The organism is Rossellomorea orangium (genome assembly GCF_019334305.1).
In the GTDB taxonomy this organism is placed as follows: domain Bacteria; phylum Bacillota; class Bacilli; order Bacillales; family Bacillaceae_B; genus Rossellomorea.
In genome coordinates this window covers 177676-194724 of record NZ_JAHWGH010000018.1, presented here as the reverse complement: position 1 = coordinate 194724, position 17049 = coordinate 177676, and the positions used below count along the sequence as shown (strand labels likewise).

The 17049-nt window shown below is 35.2% G+C and carries 15 protein-coding genes; 5 read left to right on the top strand and 10 right to left on the bottom strand.

Annotation, left to right across the window (positions count from 1 at the left end; all coding sequences use genetic code 11):
- Positions 1–76: 76 nt before the first annotated feature.
- The 3 genes from KYJ26_RS18195 to galE all read left to right on the top strand — a co-directional run bounded on the left by KYJ26_RS18195 (position 77) and on the right by galE (position 3143).
- Positions 77–1261: a hypothetical protein gene (locus tag KYJ26_RS18195; protein ID WP_219168802.1), complete on the top strand. Its 1185-nt coding sequence runs from the start codon at positions 77–79 to the stop codon at positions 1259–1261.
- Between the two features lie 72 nt (positions 1262–1333).
- The gene (locus KYJ26_RS18190) at positions 1334–1825 is read left to right on the top strand and encodes a M67 family metallopeptidase (protein WP_219168801.1); all 492 of its coding nucleotides are present in this window, start codon (positions 1334–1336) and stop codon (positions 1823–1825) included.
- 322 nt (positions 1826–2147) lie between these two features.
- Complete coding sequence (gene galE, locus KYJ26_RS18185; RefSeq protein WP_219168800.1) at positions 2148–3143, top strand: UDP-glucose 4-epimerase GalE; 996 nt, start codon at positions 2148–2150, stop codon at positions 3141–3143.
- 171 nt (positions 3144–3314) lie between these two features.
- Here the strand turns inward: galE and cysQ are convergent, their stop codons facing one another.
- From cysQ to KYJ26_RS18140, 9 genes are all read right to left on the bottom strand, one after another.
- Positions 3315–4070, bottom strand: a complete 756-nt coding sequence (gene cysQ, locus KYJ26_RS18180) for a 3'(2'),5'-bisphosphate nucleotidase CysQ (RefSeq protein ID WP_219168799.1) — start codon at positions 4068–4070, stop codon at positions 3315–3317.
- 131 nt (positions 4071–4201) lie between these two features.
- A complete protein-coding gene (cysC, locus tag KYJ26_RS18175; protein WP_219168798.1) occupies positions 4202–4801 on the bottom strand; it encodes an adenylyl-sulfate kinase in 600 nt (199 codons plus the stop codon).
- Positions 4802–4824: 23 nt separating this feature from the next.
- The gene (locus KYJ26_RS18170; protein WP_219168797.1) at positions 4825–6585 is read right to left on the bottom strand and encodes an SLC13 family permease; all 1761 of its coding nucleotides are present in this window, start codon (positions 6583–6585) and stop codon (positions 4825–4827) included.
- Positions 6586–6606: 21 nt separating this feature from the next.
- Positions 6607–7761 carry a sulfate adenylyltransferase gene (gene sat / locus KYJ26_RS18165; RefSeq protein WP_219168796.1) on the bottom strand — a complete coding sequence of 385 codons (1155 nt, stop codon included), beginning with the start codon at positions 7759–7761 and terminating at the stop codon, positions 6607–6609.
- Positions 7762–8216: 455 nt separating this feature from the next.
- A complete protein-coding gene (locus KYJ26_RS18160) occupies positions 8217–8951 on the bottom strand; it encodes a sulfotransferase (RefSeq protein WP_257475140.1) in 735 nt (244 codons plus the stop codon).
- A 50-nt stretch (positions 8952–9001) separates the two neighbouring features.
- Positions 9002–9775, bottom strand: coding sequence for a glycosyltransferase (locus tag KYJ26_RS18155; RefSeq protein ID WP_219168794.1), 774 nt, complete (start codon positions 9773–9775; stop codon positions 9002–9004).
- A gap of 12 nt (positions 9776–9787) precedes the next feature.
- Complete coding sequence (locus KYJ26_RS18150) at positions 9788–10726, bottom strand: glycosyltransferase (protein ID WP_219168793.1); 939 nt, start codon at positions 10724–10726, stop codon at positions 9788–9790.
- A 559-nt stretch (positions 10727–11285) separates the two neighbouring features.
- Complete coding sequence (locus KYJ26_RS18145; protein ID WP_219168792.1) at positions 11286–11948, bottom strand: galactosyltransferase-related protein; 663 nt, start codon at positions 11946–11948, stop codon at positions 11286–11288.
- Positions 11949–12263: 315 nt separating this feature from the next.
- Positions 12264–13145 carry a glycosyltransferase gene (locus KYJ26_RS18140; protein ID WP_219168791.1) on the bottom strand — a complete coding sequence of 294 codons (882 nt, stop codon included), beginning with the start codon at positions 13143–13145 and terminating at the stop codon, positions 12264–12266.
- Between the two features lie 161 nt (positions 13146–13306).
- On the opposite strand from KYJ26_RS18140, the gene KYJ26_RS18135 reads away from it, so the two are divergent.
- Positions 13307–14512 (top strand): hypothetical protein, encoded by a 1206-nt coding sequence (locus KYJ26_RS18135; RefSeq protein ID WP_219168790.1) that lies wholly within the window; start codon positions 13307–13309, stop codon positions 14510–14512.
- A gap of 316 nt (positions 14513–14828) precedes the next feature.
- Here KYJ26_RS18135 and KYJ26_RS18130 read toward each other — a convergent pair whose 3' ends face one another.
- Positions 14829–15869, bottom strand: coding sequence for a coiled-coil domain-containing protein (locus KYJ26_RS18130; RefSeq protein WP_219168789.1), 1041 nt, complete (start codon positions 15867–15869; stop codon positions 14829–14831).
- A 360-nt stretch (positions 15870–16229) separates the two neighbouring features.
- Here KYJ26_RS18130 and KYJ26_RS18125 point away from each other — a divergent pair, with 360 nt between their 5' ends.
- Positions 16230–16985 carry a CsxC family protein gene (locus KYJ26_RS18125; RefSeq protein WP_219168788.1) on the top strand — a complete coding sequence of 252 codons (756 nt, stop codon included), beginning with the start codon at positions 16230–16232 and terminating at the stop codon, positions 16983–16985.
- Positions 16986–17049: the final 64 nt, after the last annotated feature.

Genomic DNA, 17049 nt, shown 5'->3' with positions numbered 1-17049 from the left:
ACTCTCTCCTTTTTTTTAACATGTATACAAACCTTACATAAGATAATAAAAAAACTAAATGGAGGTGATGAATAAGATGAACGAGGAGGAGAGTAAGTCACAAGAATTTCCGGAAGTATTAAAGGATATTCATCTGATATCTGAAGAACTCGAGTCTCTATATAATCATTATTCAAACAGGATACGAAAAGTGTCTGAGGAGTTGTCCAGGGAACGATCAAAGCATAAGGTATATCAATTAGAAATTGCTGAAAATCATCATACCATTCAAATGTTGACGGAACAGATTGACTATTTGCTTCAAAATCTTGAAGTGAAGCATGAGCTTTATATTCAGTTGAAGCATGAGCTAAAAAAAGAAACTTTACATGACGAATTGAAGGAGATAAGCCCAGGCACTAAAATCCGAGAAGACAATGATAAAGGCATGTTTGAAGGGGATTTTTCGGAAGTTTCTGATCGTACATTTCCTTCTCCCATCCCTGAGATAAGAGTGATCTATGAAAGCACTCATAATCAAAAAAAATCATTGCTCGAAAGAATTAAAAATGATGCATTATCTTTGTTGGTTGATGCAAATAGATGCTTTTTACCAGGTAGTAAAAGTTCTATTGAGGTAGAGGAATACTCAAATAATTTCCATACACAACTAGAGTGGTTAAGGAAGCAACGAAAACAATATACAGTGGGAAAAAATGAAAGGTGGTATTCAAAAATGTGGAAATTTTTATGGGGTAAAGAAGAGAATAATCACCCTGAAATTCTGAAGAAGCTTGATCTGATTGAAGAGCAATTAGTTTCATATTCCTCCAAATTTAATGAAGTAAAGGAATCATTAAATATGGGCAATACGAGAGAGGAGATCACTCAAAGTTTCTTACAAAAAACGAGTGATTTGCATGATGAGCTAAAAAAAATTGAAGAACATTATGAGGAAGAGCTCCATGCATTGAAGAGTCAAATTGAAGATTTTAAGCAAAGAGAATCACATTTTGAAAGACAGATGGCCTTATTAGATGAAAAAAATAAGACTAAGCAGAGTGAAAAGAATCAAAGGGAAATCGAATTGGAACAAGAACTTGTGAAACTTCGTCAAGATCTCAAATCCCAATCGAATAAGAAAAATGACCTCTATAACAAAATGAAACAGCAGAAGAAACAAGCTCCTCAGGTAAATACCCAGTTTGAAGAATATGGGAATATTCCGATGTCTTCTGACTCGAAACGAACCATGTTTAACCCGAATAAATACATTCGATGAATTTGAAAGGGGGGAAGAAGATGCAATCGAAAGATCTAAATAAAATATACAAGCAGTCAAAAAGCACACCCATTGGAATCAAAAAAGAACAAAAAAAACAAATGGAAGCGAAGCGAACGAAGTTTAAATTTAAAGGCTGCGGGTGTAACGCCTAAAGAATCAATCATTCTATCTAGAAAGTTAAGTGAATGTTTAATAAGGCATTGTAAAAAAGAACTACCTAATGAAGCCTGTGGATTTATTTCTGGAAGAAATAATATATGTTCTGAAATATGGCCAACAACTAATGTAAATCCAAGCCCGTTTACTTTTGCCATTGATGTGAATGAAGAAAGAATGATTTCACATGAAATAAAGAAAAGAAATGAGGATTTGATTGCAGTATACCACTCTCACCCAAATGGGATGGCCATTCCTTCGAAAGATGATATCTTATTTGCTCCTGATTCCTCGATTTACTATTTCATTCTTTCAATTAGCCTGTCAAATGCTGAAATAAAGTGTTATAGAATTACGAAAGGATATGCCTTGGAAGTTGAGGTTGTTCAAAGAGAGTTATTTTAACTTAATGGCTCTCTTGAACTCTAATGTTTCAACATTCAGGGCATAATTAGCCTGGGACTATTAGTATGCTATTTACTCTCTCAGGGAGAAAATAACACGAATACCCATAATAAGAATTTTTTTATTTTTCTGACTCCCAATAAAATGAAATTTTTTATTAGTCTTGGTGAGAAGATTAGAATGATGTTCAAAATATAAGATCTAGCAAACTTTTTTTATATTCTATCACCACAATTATGAATGAAATAGTAATATCTTATCTTAAAAAGATTATTGTCATTCAAGAGTACGCTATTTACAATAGGAGGAGGTTGAATATGTATTGAATATACTAGTTACTGGAGGGGCTGGTTATATTGGCTCTCATACCTGTATTACTTTATTGGAAGCAGGATATTCAGTAATAGTTGCAGATAATCTATGTAATAGTAAAGTTGAAACCTTGGATAAAGTAATGAAAATAACCAATAAAGAATTAATTTTCTATCAAATTGATGTAACGGATGAATACGCTGTAGAGGAACTCTTTGTTAAACATTCTATTGATGGCATTATTCATTTTGCTGGTCTAAAAGCTGTTGGTGAATCATTAAATGACCCAATTAGTTATTATTTTAACAACATTGTTAGTACCATAGTCCTTGCTAAGGCAAGTGTTAAATATGGAGTGAATCGGTTTGTCTTTAGTTCATCTGCTACTGTTTATGGATCCAATAAAGTGCCATTTATTGAAACAATGGAATTAATGGAAACCACGAATCCTTACGGTGAAACAAAAATGATAAGCGAGAGAATTCTATCTGATGTATCTAATGCAATTCCTGAATTTTCAGTTGCAATTCTTCGATATTTTAATCCAGTAGGCGCACATAAAAGTGGATTAATAGGGGAGAAACCTAAAGGTGTTCCGAATAATTTAATGCCCTACATTACGCAAGTTGCTATTGGAAAACTCGATAAACTTAGAATTTTTGGAGGGGATTATGAAACAATTGATGGTACAGCTATAAGAGACTATATTCATGTTGAAGATCTTGCCGAAGGGCATGTAGCAGCCTTAAAAGGTTTAAAGAAAGGTGCACATGTTTATAATTTGGGGACAGGAAAAGGGACAAGTGTCATTGGCTTAGTAAAAGCTTTTGAAGAAGCTAATAAAGTCAAAGTACCTTATGAAATCGTAGGCCGCAGGCATGGGGATATTGCAATCTGTTATGCAGATGTATCTAAAGCAACTCAAGAGCTTGGCTGGAGAGCAAAGAAGAACATTATTTCTATGTGTGTAGACTCTTGGAGGTATGAAAATAATTCTAATAAATAATTGCTTAATACCCGTTGAGAGTATTTCATAGCTCGACGGGTTTTGTGTTGTATGATAGTTTGCTAGTCATCCAAAAGAAAAAAGAATGAATGTTTTTCCAGAGAAAAAGGACAAATAGTTATTGTCCTTAAATTTTTCTCAGAGTCATAATTTAGGAGTGACTTTTAATTCTTACATAAAACATGTAAATGAAGGGTTTGTAAGATGATATTTATTATACATAAGCTTTGAGCCCGTGTTTTGAACTATTACAGCTCCTCCAGCTTCTTCAAGGATAATTTGACCTGCGGCAGTGTCCCATTCCATGGTGGGAGCAAGTCGTGGATAATAATGTGCAGCCCCTTCAGCAATTAGACAAAATTTCAATGAACTTCCAACTGTAATGGTTTCTAGTTTCCCTTCCTTCTTTTTCAGTTCATTTAAATAAGAAATCGTTTCTTCTGATAGATGTGAACGACTGGTGACAACAGATTTGTGATCAGTCACTGAAACATTTGGTAAAGAGATCGGTTTATTTGCTCCTATTTGTTTGAATGCTCCTACATTTTTTTTAGCGTAATAGAGAGTGTCTAAAGCAGGTGCATAAATGACACCAAGTACAGGAGCCCCATTATGAATGAGGGCAATGTTCACTGTGAATTCGTTATTTTTTTTTATGAATTCTTTAGTTCCGTCTAAAGGGTCTACCAGCCAAAATGTCTCCCATCCAGAGCGTTCATGATAGGGGATAGAAGCACCTTCCTCACTTAGAATAGGGATATTTGCCCAACAGTCTGTTAGCTCTTTTATAATGAGATGATGGGAGAGTTGGTCGGCAGTTGTTAAAGGGGAGTCATCCTTTTTAAAGTCTATCTTAAAGTCTTTTTTATATATACTCATAATTTCTTTCCCTGCAATAATTGCTATTTTTTTAACTTGGTCTAACATCTATTTCACCTCTACTCGTAATGTAAGGCTTATAAGTCATTTTATTAAAAGGGTTCGTTTAAGTGAGCAAATTTAACAATTTTTGCTCCAAGCGATCAAGTTTAAAGACGAATATCATTTTATATTTTTGTTCACAGGTACTGATTGTATCTAAGATAGGTAAGGATTTTTTCCACTGATTCATCAATCGTCAAAGATTCTGTATCAATATGGATTTCAGGTGAATCAGGTTCTTCATAAGGTGAATCGATTCCTGTAAATCCTTTAATCTTTCCTTCTTTTACTTTCTTATAAAGGCCTTTTGGGTCTCTTTCTTCGCAGGCTTCAATACTTGCATAAACGTATACTTCAATGAATTCCCCATCGTCCATTAAAGACCTAACGTAATGACGATCCTTTTTGAATGGAGAAATAAATGCAGTTAGGGTAATAAGTCCTGCATCAATCATCAACTTAGATACCTCGCCGATTCTACGAATATTCTCTTTTCGGTCTTTGTCTGAAAAATCAAGATCACTGTTTAAACCGTGCCGGATATTATCACCATCCAGTCTATAGGTTCTAATCCCCATTTCATAGAGTGATTTTTCCAGTTCAACAGAGATTGTTGATTTTCCTGACCCGGATAACCCTGTAAACCAGAGGGTGGCACTTTTGTGTCGATTTAATGCATTTCTATGTTGTTTTGTCACTTTACCTTCATGCCATTTAATATTGTTTTCATTCATCATATTCACCACCTTCCATAATTAAATTAAATCCAGAACAAATAAATGAGTGTCGATGTGACAAGCATGGTAAGAAGATTTAATGGAAGACCTATTCTTAGAAAGTCTATGAATTTGTAACCACCGGGTCCGTAAACAATAAGGTTTGTTTGGTAACCAATCGGGGTAGCGAAGCTTGCCGAAGCAGCAATAGCTACGGCAACTGCCAATGGAGTGGGAGATATATGCAAGATAGATGCTACTTCAATAACGATAGGAAACATCAACACAGCAGCTGCACTATTTGTCATCAATTCTGTAAATAAATTGGTTAGCATGTATATAGATAAAATAACCGCAAACACACCAAATGGAGTGGTCAGTTTGATTAATCCATCTGCTATGAAGGATGCAACACCAGAATTGGTCAATGCATAGCCGATTCCAAATGAACAAGAAATGATAAGAAGAACATTCCATTGAATAAAATCTTTCATTTCCCTCGGACTGAGCAACTTAAACAAAATAAAAAGTATGACGATAATGGACATGGCCGATATCATTGGGAGAAAATCTAAAGTAACTAAAGCAACCATCATACCAAGTAATAAAACAGCGTACCATCCTTCACGGATATCTTCATTTGTTTGGACAATTTTAGAATGTTCGGAAGTAAAGTAGAAGTCAGTGGACTCAATCCGTTTGTTGAACTCGGGCCCGGCAACAAGTAATATGACATCCCCAGGTTTTATCATAATATCGCCTATTTTTGATCTTAGACGTTGGTTTTGCCTATGGACTGCGATGACTGCAGCATCATATCTACTTCTGAAATTTGTAGATTTTATCTTCTTGTTGATCAAGGGGGAATGATGGGAAATGACCGCCTCCACTAGTTTGTGTTTTTTCGGAAAATCTTCACCAATGCAACTTTGGAGCTCAAGTCCTTTTGTATGTTGTAGTTCAGTAATCGTTGAAATGTCCCCGGAAAATATTAATCGATCCCCTTCTTTAAGAATGGTCATATTGGAGACGGGTGCAATGGTTTTAGTCCCCCTCACGATGCTTACCAGAAATACACCTTTTAAACTTCTTAATTTTGCTTCCTTGATTGTAGCGTGTAAATATGGGTAGTCTTTTGTGATCAATGCTTCACCAGTAAATTCCCTAAGATTTTCAACCTCTTGCAAAGCAGTGCTTTTTCGATTTGGAAGAAGGTGAGGTCCTAAGTATATAAGATAAAGCAGTCCAAATATGGTGATAGGGATACCGACCTTTGCAAGTTCAAAGAAGGTAAAACCTTCAAATCCTTTATCTAACAATAGTCCATGAACGACTAAATTTGTTGAGGTGCCGATTAGCGTAATCGTCCCACCTAGGATGGTTGCATAAGATAAAGGAATAAGAAATTTAGAAGGAGAAAAGCCGTTTTCTTCGCACCATTTTTTAATTAATGGAGTGAATGCAATCACAATAGGGGTATTGTTTATAAAGGCAGAGAGCAAGGAAATGGGGGGGAGTATAGAAGTTAATGCATGTTTTGTAGATATAGATTTCTCCAACAATTTTTGTAAAAGCATATCAACCAATCCGCTCTTTTGAATTGTACCTGCAATAATAAAAAGGAGTCCGATCGTAAGCATTCCTTCATTAGAAAATCCATTGATTGCTTCCTTTACTGTAATAACCCCTGTAACCATGAACAGAAGAAGCGTAGAGGGAATAATGAATTCAGGTTTCCCTATTTCAAGGACCAGGCAAAATAGCATCAATATTACAACTATAGATACAAAATAAAACTCAATCATGGTGTTGGCTCCTTTTTATCCCTATACCTGTTTGTCTTCCATTTCTGCAAGCAGCACTTCTATCACTTCTGGCCTTGAGAATTCCTTAGGAGGTACCTGTCCATTTCTAAGCATATCTCGAACCTTGGTACCGCTAAGGTGGATATGAAATTCGTTATCGTGAGGACATGTTTTAGCAGTAGCCATAGAAGCACACTTGATACAATAGAATGCATGCTCAAACTTAAGTATTTCAATTTCGAGTTCCTCTTTATTAAATTGGTCAAAAATGTTTTGTGCTTCGTATGTTCCATAATAATTACCAACCCCTGCATGGTCCCTACCCACAATAAAATGAGTGCATCCAAAGTTTTTTCTGACGATGCTGTGGAAAACCGCTTCTCTAGGCCCAGCATACCTCATAGCAGCAGGAAAGACTGACAATAGCGCCCGGTCTTTAGGGTAATAATTCTCTATTAGTACTTTATAACTCTTCATCCGAATATCAGGAGGAATATCATCAGCTTTTGTGTTCCCGACAAGGGGGTGGATAAGTAATCCATCTACATTTTCAAGTGCTGTTTTTTGGAGATATTCATGAGCTCGATGAATGGGGTTACGTGTTTGAAAGGCCACAATAGTCCGCCATCCAAGTGATTGAAAAGTTTTCCTTAATTGTTTTGGAGTTTGGAAGTCTTTCGTAAATATACTTTCAGGTTTATTTAGTAAGGTTACGGGACCTGCTACATAATAATCTTCTTTTTCAAACACTTTGCTGACACCTGGGTGACTTGAATCGGCTGTTTTATAAACGAATAATGCTTCGGCTTTTTTACTGTATTGATAGATTTCTTCTATTTCCATCACTCCGTAAGTGACGTCATCTTCTCCCTTTAATGAAATGACTTGTCCAATGGACAACTTTTCTTTTGTCTCTTGTGAAACAGACAGAGTAATAGGAAGACTCCAAATTTCTCCAGTGCTTAGCCTCATTTCTTTTAGAACCTGCAGATAATCCTTTTGTTTCATGAAGCCATTTAATGGGCTAAAAGCCCCTATAGAAATTAGAACCAAATCGGAGAGACTCCATGCATCCAATGTAATAGAAAAAAAACTCTCTGCTTTTTCTAACAATTTAGTCCTACTTTCTCCTTCTGCTACCCGATTAACGAGGGTGCCTCCATGTGGAGATACCATAAAATCATTCTCCTTTCATTAGTAAATGTAGATATTCTTTCTATTATTTTATGTGATGGACATCATTTGGATAGGGCACTAAAGAAAAATGTTCAAATACCTATATCCAGTTAGTGGAAAGCATGTTGAAATAGATAGATGGTTTTTCAAAAGTAAAAGCACGGATCAAGCTTGGAATATGGCTTGCATTACTATCCTTACATATAGGTTCTTAATGACGAATATATAGTAACAGACTATAATACAACTGAGAAAATACATAAACTCGTTATTTTGAAAAAAGCAAACTTTGTATATATCAAATAAAAACAATGCCATATAGATTATTCGTACATGGCATTGTTTCCTATATTCACGTAAAAGGTAATTTTATTTTTGTTGGTAAATTTAATTTGGTGAAGTGGCTTTTTCATTTGAGTTTTATCAGATTCATGGCAAGAAAAAACCAAATGTTATTAATAACCAAATAGCTTCATAGTCTCACCACAAATGTCACGAATTCGCTTTTCTTGAATTTGTGGGATTTCAGTTGATGTGCTACTAATTTTTTTACCTATTACATTGTTAATCTGATTGATAGAAAGATCCCCTAATTTAGAAATAATCCGAAGAGCGTTTGGCTTCCTTTCTAATATATCCTCATATTTAATCAAATACATATTTGGATCTTTTTGGGATAGTTCATAATAATCTTTTGCTCTACTATTCCATTCATTAACGAATTGGTTGAATGGATTCTCATTCCTGGACCATGCACTACCATTCATACTTTTTCTTATGTCAATAGGGTTTCTTACTAATAATATGATTGGTGTATAAGGAAAACATTTTCTAAATAAATTTAATTCTTCTTTTCCATATCGTACTTCTTTAAATCCAATCTTATCGTACGAGTTTCTTTTTTCTGCATAAAGTTCATTTATAAAGGTCCTGACAGAGGTTTGCATGGCTTTTTCAATGTAAGACATATCTGGCATTAAGCAAGATGTTGAAATACCTGTATCTTCATTTTTGAAATATAATTTTCTTGTCCCTTTATGACGGTTGTAGAAAGCTGTCGTATTTTTATAAATATTATGAAAATCGGTTAATGCTCCAAAGTGTTCACCCCATATCAACGTATTTTTTCTTTCGTTAAATATCCTTTGCACTAATGTGGAACCTGTTCTTTGAGTAACGGCTGAAATCATGATATCCACTTGTTTTGCCTCCTTTAAGCGCTCTAATTCAAGCTTGCTGTTCAATTTTTTAACTTTACTGTTATTTGATAAGCACTTTCTAAATATTGTTGAGAATGAGAAACCCAATCATTTGATCTTTGATTTGAACTAGGAGTAGGAATTGGGCAATGAATTGCTATTGCATTCGTTGCAACAATTGTCTGATGAATATTCTTGTTTTTTAGTTCTAGAAAAAAGGCTTCATCATCCAAGGTATAAACCTTTGGAAAATTTATTATTGGCTCTATAGCTTTTCTGCACAACACGAGACAACCAAGAGGTCCCCAGTCTGCTATTTGAAAGTTTCTATAGACAGTTCGAAGTCGTTTGCGAATCAATGAATTTCCTTCGAATTCCATTTTTGCACCGAAAATCATCTCCGCACCACCAGGTCGCTTCATACCTGAAGAAAAAACGCTATGATGAGGATAGTAATTCATAGCTTCTTCTATATGCTCAAACCAATGTGGTGTAATTTGCATATCATCGTCCAGTGAAATGATAACGTCGTATTTACCTTTCATTGCTTGAAATAAATAGTGCCTTGACCCTCCAGCACCAACTCTTTCAGTATTGATTTCTCTCCGGTCATTCAAGACGATGATATCTACGTCATTTCTCTTACTACTCTTCATTATTCTTGTAAGCCTAACAGATAAAGGAGATGTGATATCGTTATAAACATACACTGTAAATGGCTTCTTTAAATAATTGAGTAGATGGAGGATTGTCCACTCCAAAGTTTTTTCTCTCCCGAGAGTTGTAGGAATCATAACCCCAATTCTGGTATTCATTTTATCTCCCCCTTATATTGATTCAGTTTCTAAAATCGAATGAATACTCTTCAGTAATTGTGCAGCTCTAATCTTTGTAGTATGATTTAGCCTGACCATTTTATATCCATTTTCAGCAATTCTTTCGCACTCTTTTTCATTTTTGGAATAATAATTCGATACTTCTACAAAGTTTGTTGAATTAATTTCAACAAAATGCTTGCCAGCAATAAACCCTAAATCTTTTAGTTCCGGAGATGATGGAGCTAATAAGAGGGTTCTACAAGCTAAAACTTGATAGTATTTAGAAACAGGATACTTATAAATAGAATCACATGTGAAAAACATCTTGGCACGATTGATTTCTTTTGCGTAATTTTCATAGATAAACAGTTTTTGCATTTCCTGTTTAGAAAACTTTCTATATCCCGGATGAGCATGGTAAACAAAATCTTTTTTGTTTTTCATAGTTTGAAGGATCTTTGCCCGAAGTGGGTATATTGAAGGGGATACAGAGCCCATTAATAATTTATTTATGCTCTTTGATAATCCATAATCTTTAAATAGCTCTGTATTTACGTGGTGCGGAAGCCATATGAGTTTATTTGCGAATTCAGGATAAAATTGGATAAAAGCATCCCTGTAATAAGAAAATATATAATCAATTTCATCCTGTAAAAACATTCTCTTTCTATTTGATTTCTCGTAATGAAGGTCATGAACAATTACCCCTTTAGGAATAGAGCTCGATCTTAAATTAGTGATTTTAGGTGTGAATTTTTCACCGTAGTCATTAATTAAGATGAAATCTGGTTCCTTGTCAATATTGAATAAAATCTCATTGATATCACTTGACTTTTGCCACAATATAATATTGGCACCCTTTTCAAGTTCATCCATAAGGTAATGAAAATCAGGAAAAGGTCTTTGTTTATAATCTGCACTAATGATTAAAATCGTTTTCTTCTGCAATTTTTCATCCCCCCTAAAAATCTGAGTTGTAATCAAATTTATTGTTCACCCCACTTCAGCTGTATAAATACAGTAGCAGTAGTTTACTATTGGATATTTAAACAGACTGATTGTCCATGAAATGTTCTGTATGAAGTAATATGGTGTTTTATCTAAGGACCACTTACTATTTCAAGGGTTTTCTCATTACAATTAAGAATTGTAATATATGATTAAGGAATTGCGATGACCGCATTTTAAACCTTGTCCCTCCTATCATTCACAATTTTATTCAGACGTAACTTTATTCTGTATATAATATACAAAGTCAGTGGCCAACGACAGGGCTGCTATCATTAAGAATTAATAATATTTAAGTGAACCAATATACACCTTATTAATGCTTTATCATATCTAAGTTTTTCTAGTCAATTGAGAGAAATTAGATAAGGGATTTAGAATTGAAGTCAATATAAAAAACTCCAATCAACATATATTAATTGGAGTTGTACTAAGAGGGGAAACCTTATTATTTTGAGAAATATGCTAATGTAGCTCTTTCTATTTTTAAACTAAGCACTTAATAATTATTTTTACTAATTTTGAAACTTTTACTTTCTTTAATTAGTTTTTGCATAGCGGTTATATCACCGCTCGAATTACAATATCGTAATGCAAGATTAACATTGTTATTATAATTTGGATTGCTCCTTGCTTTAGCAGGAGGGTGCCATAAGTGGAAAACATTTTGATCTATTCTAATAAAATCTCCACATATTGTATTCATTGCACAACGAAAGGCATCATCCTCTCCACCCCATCCAATGAATCTTTCATCAAATCCTTCAACAGAGTAAAAGGATTCTCTCTTTAGAATATTTATTCCACCAAAACTCACAAAATTTTTACTGCCTTTAAATCTTTTAGTTGACTTTATATTCGGTGGTAATGGCCACTTTGGCGTCTGAGTTAATAATTTTTTTGTACTGATGGGATAAATATCCTCAATATTTGTATAAGGAATAATCCATGTTGAATGTTTTAGTGTGTTAACGGCATTACGAATGACATATGGATTACAAATAATATCAGCATCTACAATGACAAACACTTCTCCAGATGCTTTCCTTGCAGCATTATTAATTGCTAAAGATCTTGAAAATTGATTAGTTGAGGAATGACCTATACAAATCTCAGCTTCAGGAAGTGTATTTTCATAAAATTTTACGAGCCATTTAAACAATAACTCTCGATCCTTGTTTGCTGGTTGGAAGGGAATAAGAATTGAAATCTTACTAATGTTAAACAACTCCTTTATTATTAATGTATGAATAAGGGTATAAGATAATATGGGACAAACATGGATATTTAAAAAAAGGGCTGAAACCCCCTTAAATTATCATTAACAATTAACAAAATTATTGTTGAATTTTTCTTTATATGAATCTAGAAATTAGAATGCCTTGGAAATATACAAGTGTTGTTAAATTACTAATTTTATGATGAGAATAAAAAACAGACCATTTCATTAGATGTAAGCAGAAATGGTCTGTTTCTTTTAAAAATGGATCTTAAAGTGTTTGAAATACCATTCGTCGTTATAAACCCTCTTTTGAAAATACTCTCTTCTTCTTTTTTCCACTCCATCTTTAAGAACCAGGCTTTCGATTTTTTTTGGACTCCGATGAATGATCAAATCCTTGGTTTTTTTAATTCTCTCCTGATCAAAGTGGAGGTAAGCCATCCTTAGTAAATTATAATAAACCCCGTCATAATCCACTTTGTATGGATGTGATTTTCTGAATAAATGCAGAATCGTGACTGATGGCTCACAGCTGCATCTGTAACCGAATAACCACAGTTTAATGGACAATTCTACATCTTCATGCCCCCAGGTTTTAAACCCAGTTTCGAATCCACCAACTTTGAAGAAGACATCTCGTTTGATCAAGAAACATCCCCCAGGAATAATCGCAGTATGGAATAAATAGGGCCTTTTCTTATGCCATTGTATTCTTAAACTACTATTTAAAGTTTGCCCGAACCCCACAATTTTCTGGTCGTCCATTGAGGCGATTGCAGGACAAACAACATCCGTCAAATCTGATTTCAAAGGAGTCAATAATTTATCTATCCAAAGAGGTTGGAATGTTAAATGAGCATCACAAAACATCAAGTAGTCAGAAGTAGCGCTTTCAGCCCCTATATTCCTGGCTACAGATGGCCCAACGCCCATTGTTCGAATTTTTTTCACTTTATTATTAAAGTGGGGTTGTTCCAGGAAATCACAGCATCCATCGTCAGAAGCATCGTCCACGATGATCACTTCATATTTAATATTAGTGGCAGTGGAAAATAGTGAGTTTAATGTTTTTTTTACATTGGAACCTTCATTTTTTACTGGAAAGATAATAGATACCTTTGAATGATCTTTATGCACTACATGCTCTCTCCTTTAATTTTTTATCCATCAATTTATCATATGTATATATGCTCTGTTGGTGTACATGGAATGAGAGATAGTGTTCATGCATCATAGTTGAACATATTGAGTCATAAGATAAAGAGACCAAATAAGAATGAAGAGCGGTGAGCATATTAATGAAATTAAAAATAAACAATTATGATTGGGGAACGATTCCGGCACATTCCATAGCTGCCATCCAACTTTACTGTGCGGAGAATAACCACCAATTTCATCTGAACGAAGAAGAACAAATGGTGGAAGTGAAAAGTTCGCTTCATGGAAAGAAAGTATGGTTATCAGTAACCACACCGAATGGTAGTATAAACAATCAAATTGATGAAAAAGTGACAGGGATATTAACCGATTATGGAATTGACGTTACTACAAAAAGTGATACCGGGAAAATCAGGAACGGGGATTTATTTATTGAACTAGTGTCGAGTAAAGGGAAGGGAGCCAGCAGAACTATATCTGTTGGTTATAATGAAAGACTGAATTCCATCAATGTCAAAAAAAGTCTCTCAATATATAAAGACGAGTTGCACTTTAAGGGATACTATTTGTTGTCGGAGAATCATTCCATTCCTCATTTGCGTTGTTCCATAAGTTGCGAAGACGAAGAGTTCTTGTTGAAAGAATCTCCTGCAATTCTAACCCAATGTATCTTGAAAACACTCCTCGGTAATCAAAAGCCCAGTTTACTGGATCTAAATATTCTCCATTTATTACAAACGAAGAGTAATCAAACAGGGCCAGCTGATCCAATTACGGTTGATAAGAAAAAGGCGAGTAAAGACATCCAAATGGATGATAAAACGTACGAAGAGATGAAAATGCGAAAAGCAAACCGAAAAATCCGTGAATCCCAGGAAAAGAAGCCCTATGCGGAAATATATTTTGATTACAATGTTATACCTAATCGAAAAACTGAACGTTATTCCATTAAAGCTGATTTTTTCATAAAGAACACAGGGAATGTAGATTTAACGAATCCGAAGATCTGCTTTCGGGTTGATCCACCTGATAAGATTGAAATTGGAGGACAGATTCTTCCACCTGAGATGAGCGAAATTTTTTCCATACAGGGGCAAAACGGTGCACAAGGATGGAAGTATATGGGGAAGGATTGGCTTGAAAAGGCATTCTCAACTGGAGAATATTGGGTTGAGTCGATACAGGAAACATTTATACCTCCAGGTGAAACGCTAGCAGTAGAAGGGCTACAATTTACGGTAGATAATCTTGAAGAACAGGAATCATCGACCATAATAGGGTTTGTTTTATTTGAAGATCAGGAACTCCAACTTTCTTCAAATAATAAAATCAAGATTACATTTTAACTAAAAGAGTCTGGGACAAAAGGGTTTCAGATAAAGAGAAATCCGAACGAGTGATTTGATAAAAATCTAACTCGTTCGGATTTTTAATTTTTATAATCCTTGTATTAAGCAGGTTCTAGATGTTGATTGGAGTGCAAGACGAAGACTCCTGCGGGAAAAGCGGAATAGGTGAGACCCCGCAGGAGCGCAAGCTGTGAGGAGGCTCGCCTTCCGCCCGAGGAAAGCGAAGTCTTGCACGGAAATCAACAGCGGTGTGACACGTAATCTCATTGTTCGTCTTTATAGTGTATAGATTTTGTTATGTCCCAGCCTCTTTTTATTCCTTCTCATCGTCAGAATATGGACTCTCAATCATTGTTGAGATCTTCTCTACAGAAGGTTTTTGACGTGCTGTTATAATATGTGTCTGACTGCGCTTTTGGCTCTCCACCAGCCTCTTAAGCTCAAATAAACTATGTGTCAATGTGGAATTATATTCACGTATGGAGTCGACTTCCGTAATGAAATTCAGAAACCTTTGCTCAACCTGCTCCAACTTCTCCTCCAACACCTCATTCTGTAGGGTAAACTGAATTTCTTGTTCCTGCTCGACCGCTTCAATTCGTTCATCCTGTTGTTTGGTTCGTTGATCTATATCCGCAAATTGGGAAGACAGCCACCATTCATTTTCTTCAAAGTGTTTTTGATATGAACTGATAAATGTCTTAATGTACTCCATCTTTTGTTTTTCTGCTTCTAATAATTGATCTTTCGCAATTTGCAATGAATCAATGGTATGTTTTCTCTCAGACATTACTTTTTCTAATTCTTCGGTTTTTGAAATCAGGTTATAAAAGATTTCTTTCTTTGTATCTTCAGAATGAGCCAGTGCCGAATTCAAATCTGAAATATGATTTTTTTTACCTTGGAGATCACTGTTTAAACTGTCAATTTTTCTTAGGTGGAGGATGTTCTCCTCCAGCAATGATTGATTTTTACTGGAGATGTCTTGTAGGTTCTTCTCTAATTCCGATATTTTCTGGGATAGCTGCTTCTGCTTGAGTCTGCTTGAAAGGAGCTCTTGTTGGAGTTCATTCTTGGTTACTTGATGCTGCTGCAGTAATTCTTCCTTGTCATGTAAAGCGTCATGAAGTGCCCGTACTTGAATTTCTAATTTCTCCTTGCCTTCTTGAAACAAGTTTCGGTCTTTAATGAGTTCACGTTCAACTGTTTCGTTCTCATCCAGGTGTCGGTGAGCAAGGGTCAATTCCTCCTGCACCTTTTGAAGTTGGTCCTTATGGTACTCATTTTCTGCATATAAATAACTACTTTTCAGCGTTCGGATCGTTTTATTCAGGCTCTCTATTTCAGATTTCAAATAAAGGACCTCTTGATCAGAAATCGTGTACATAGGTGATAATTTGGCTTCCTCCTTTATCGTAATCTCCTCCTATAGACTTTTACTCTATTGTATGGATCCATTTGGGTAAACGTTACAAAAAGCCCTGGCTGTTAAGATCATCTGTAGCTTACCTGAGTATGGGGCTTTTTGACTGAAGTTTACTAGAATAATAGAAGTAGTGCTAGAAATATGTTGAAGCCTACCGACACTCGTCCACTCATTTCATGAAAAAAATCATAGATTATAGTAAGTCGATAGAAAAGGAATATTCACTAACTTCGCAATACTTTTGGACTTTTCTATTGATAAATTTATGACTAACAGGAGTGAATAGATATGAAAAAGAATACAGGCTGCGGATTTGGTCAACATGGATGCCCTCCACAACCATCAAGCGATAAAGCAGAATCTAGAAGCTTATTTACAGAAACATACGTACCGGACCTTGACTTGGAAGAAGTAACGGTCGTACTTGGAGACGTATTTCTTCAATCTTTAACTGAAGCGGAGATTTATCTTCCAACTTATGCAAGTGCCATTAAAAACATCGAGAAAAACGTCTCACTCACCCAGTGTAAAGCAATTCCTGTACCAGGGTTCCCGGAATACGTGAAATTATTTGTAGAAGGAATCGTTCACAAGAACATTCAATATGTAGAAGGTTCCTACGGTGTAGTGAAAGATTATAGTGTTGACATTCCTTTTAAAGCGTATGACCGGGTGAGACTTGCTAATCCTGTCAATAAACCATTTGGAATTGACTTCAGCATTAAGGAAAATGTGTTGCAAAGAAGAGAACTTGCTAAAGATGGAATGGGTGCATCCCGTTGCGAATTTGGTTCATTAACGTTCGAAATCAATAACGAGCCTATTAAATGCAAACTTCTTGCATCTGCAGTAAATCAGTGGGATATTACAGAAAACTTTGATAATTGGGGACGTTTTAATAAAATCACAGAAAAGATGGACATTAACCTTCTTATTAAATTAACCCAAAAGAAACAACAAATGGCTGGAGATACTGATGCAGGTGAAGATCAGCAAGGTCCAGAAGTAGTCTTTGATCGTTTCCGAAACATCATCCAACGTTAATGATGAGATGTAACTGTTTTTAGGGAGACTCTATAACGCGGTTCTTACCGGTGGGCATGAAAAG

Excerpts from the sequence above, each read along its gene's own strand:
- KYJ26_RS18195 (WP_219168802.1), top strand. The coding sequence starts at position 77 with ATGAACGAGGAGGAGAGTAAGTCACAAGAATTTCCGGAAGTATTAAAG.
- cysQ (WP_219168799.1), bottom strand. The coding sequence starts at position 4,070 with ATGTTAGACCAAGTTAAAAAAATAGCAATTATTGCAGGGAAAGAAATT.
- cysC (WP_219168798.1), bottom strand. The coding sequence starts at position 4,801 with ATGATGAATGAAAACAATATTAAATGGCATGAAGGTAAAGTGACAAAA.
- KYJ26_RS18170 (WP_219168797.1), bottom strand. The coding sequence starts at position 6,585 with ATGATTGAGTTTTATTTTGTATCTATAGTTGTAATATTGATGCTATTT.
- sat (WP_219168796.1), bottom strand. The coding sequence starts at position 7,761 with ATGGTATCTCCACATGGAGGCACCCTCGTTAATCGGGTAGCAGAAGGA.
- KYJ26_RS18160 (WP_257475140.1), bottom strand. The coding sequence starts at position 8,951 with ATGATTTCAGCCGTTACTCAAAGAACAGGTTCCACATTAGTGCAAAGG.
- KYJ26_RS18155 (WP_219168794.1), bottom strand. The coding sequence starts at position 9,775 with ATGAATACCAGAATTGGGGTTATGATTCCTACAACTCTCGGGAGAGAA.
- KYJ26_RS18135 (WP_219168790.1), top strand. The coding sequence starts at position 13,307 with ATGAAATTAAAAATAAACAATTATGATTGGGGAACGATTCCGGCACAT.
- KYJ26_RS18125 (WP_219168788.1), top strand. The coding sequence starts at position 16,230 with ATGAAAAAGAATACAGGCTGCGGATTTGGTCAACATGGATGCCCTCCA.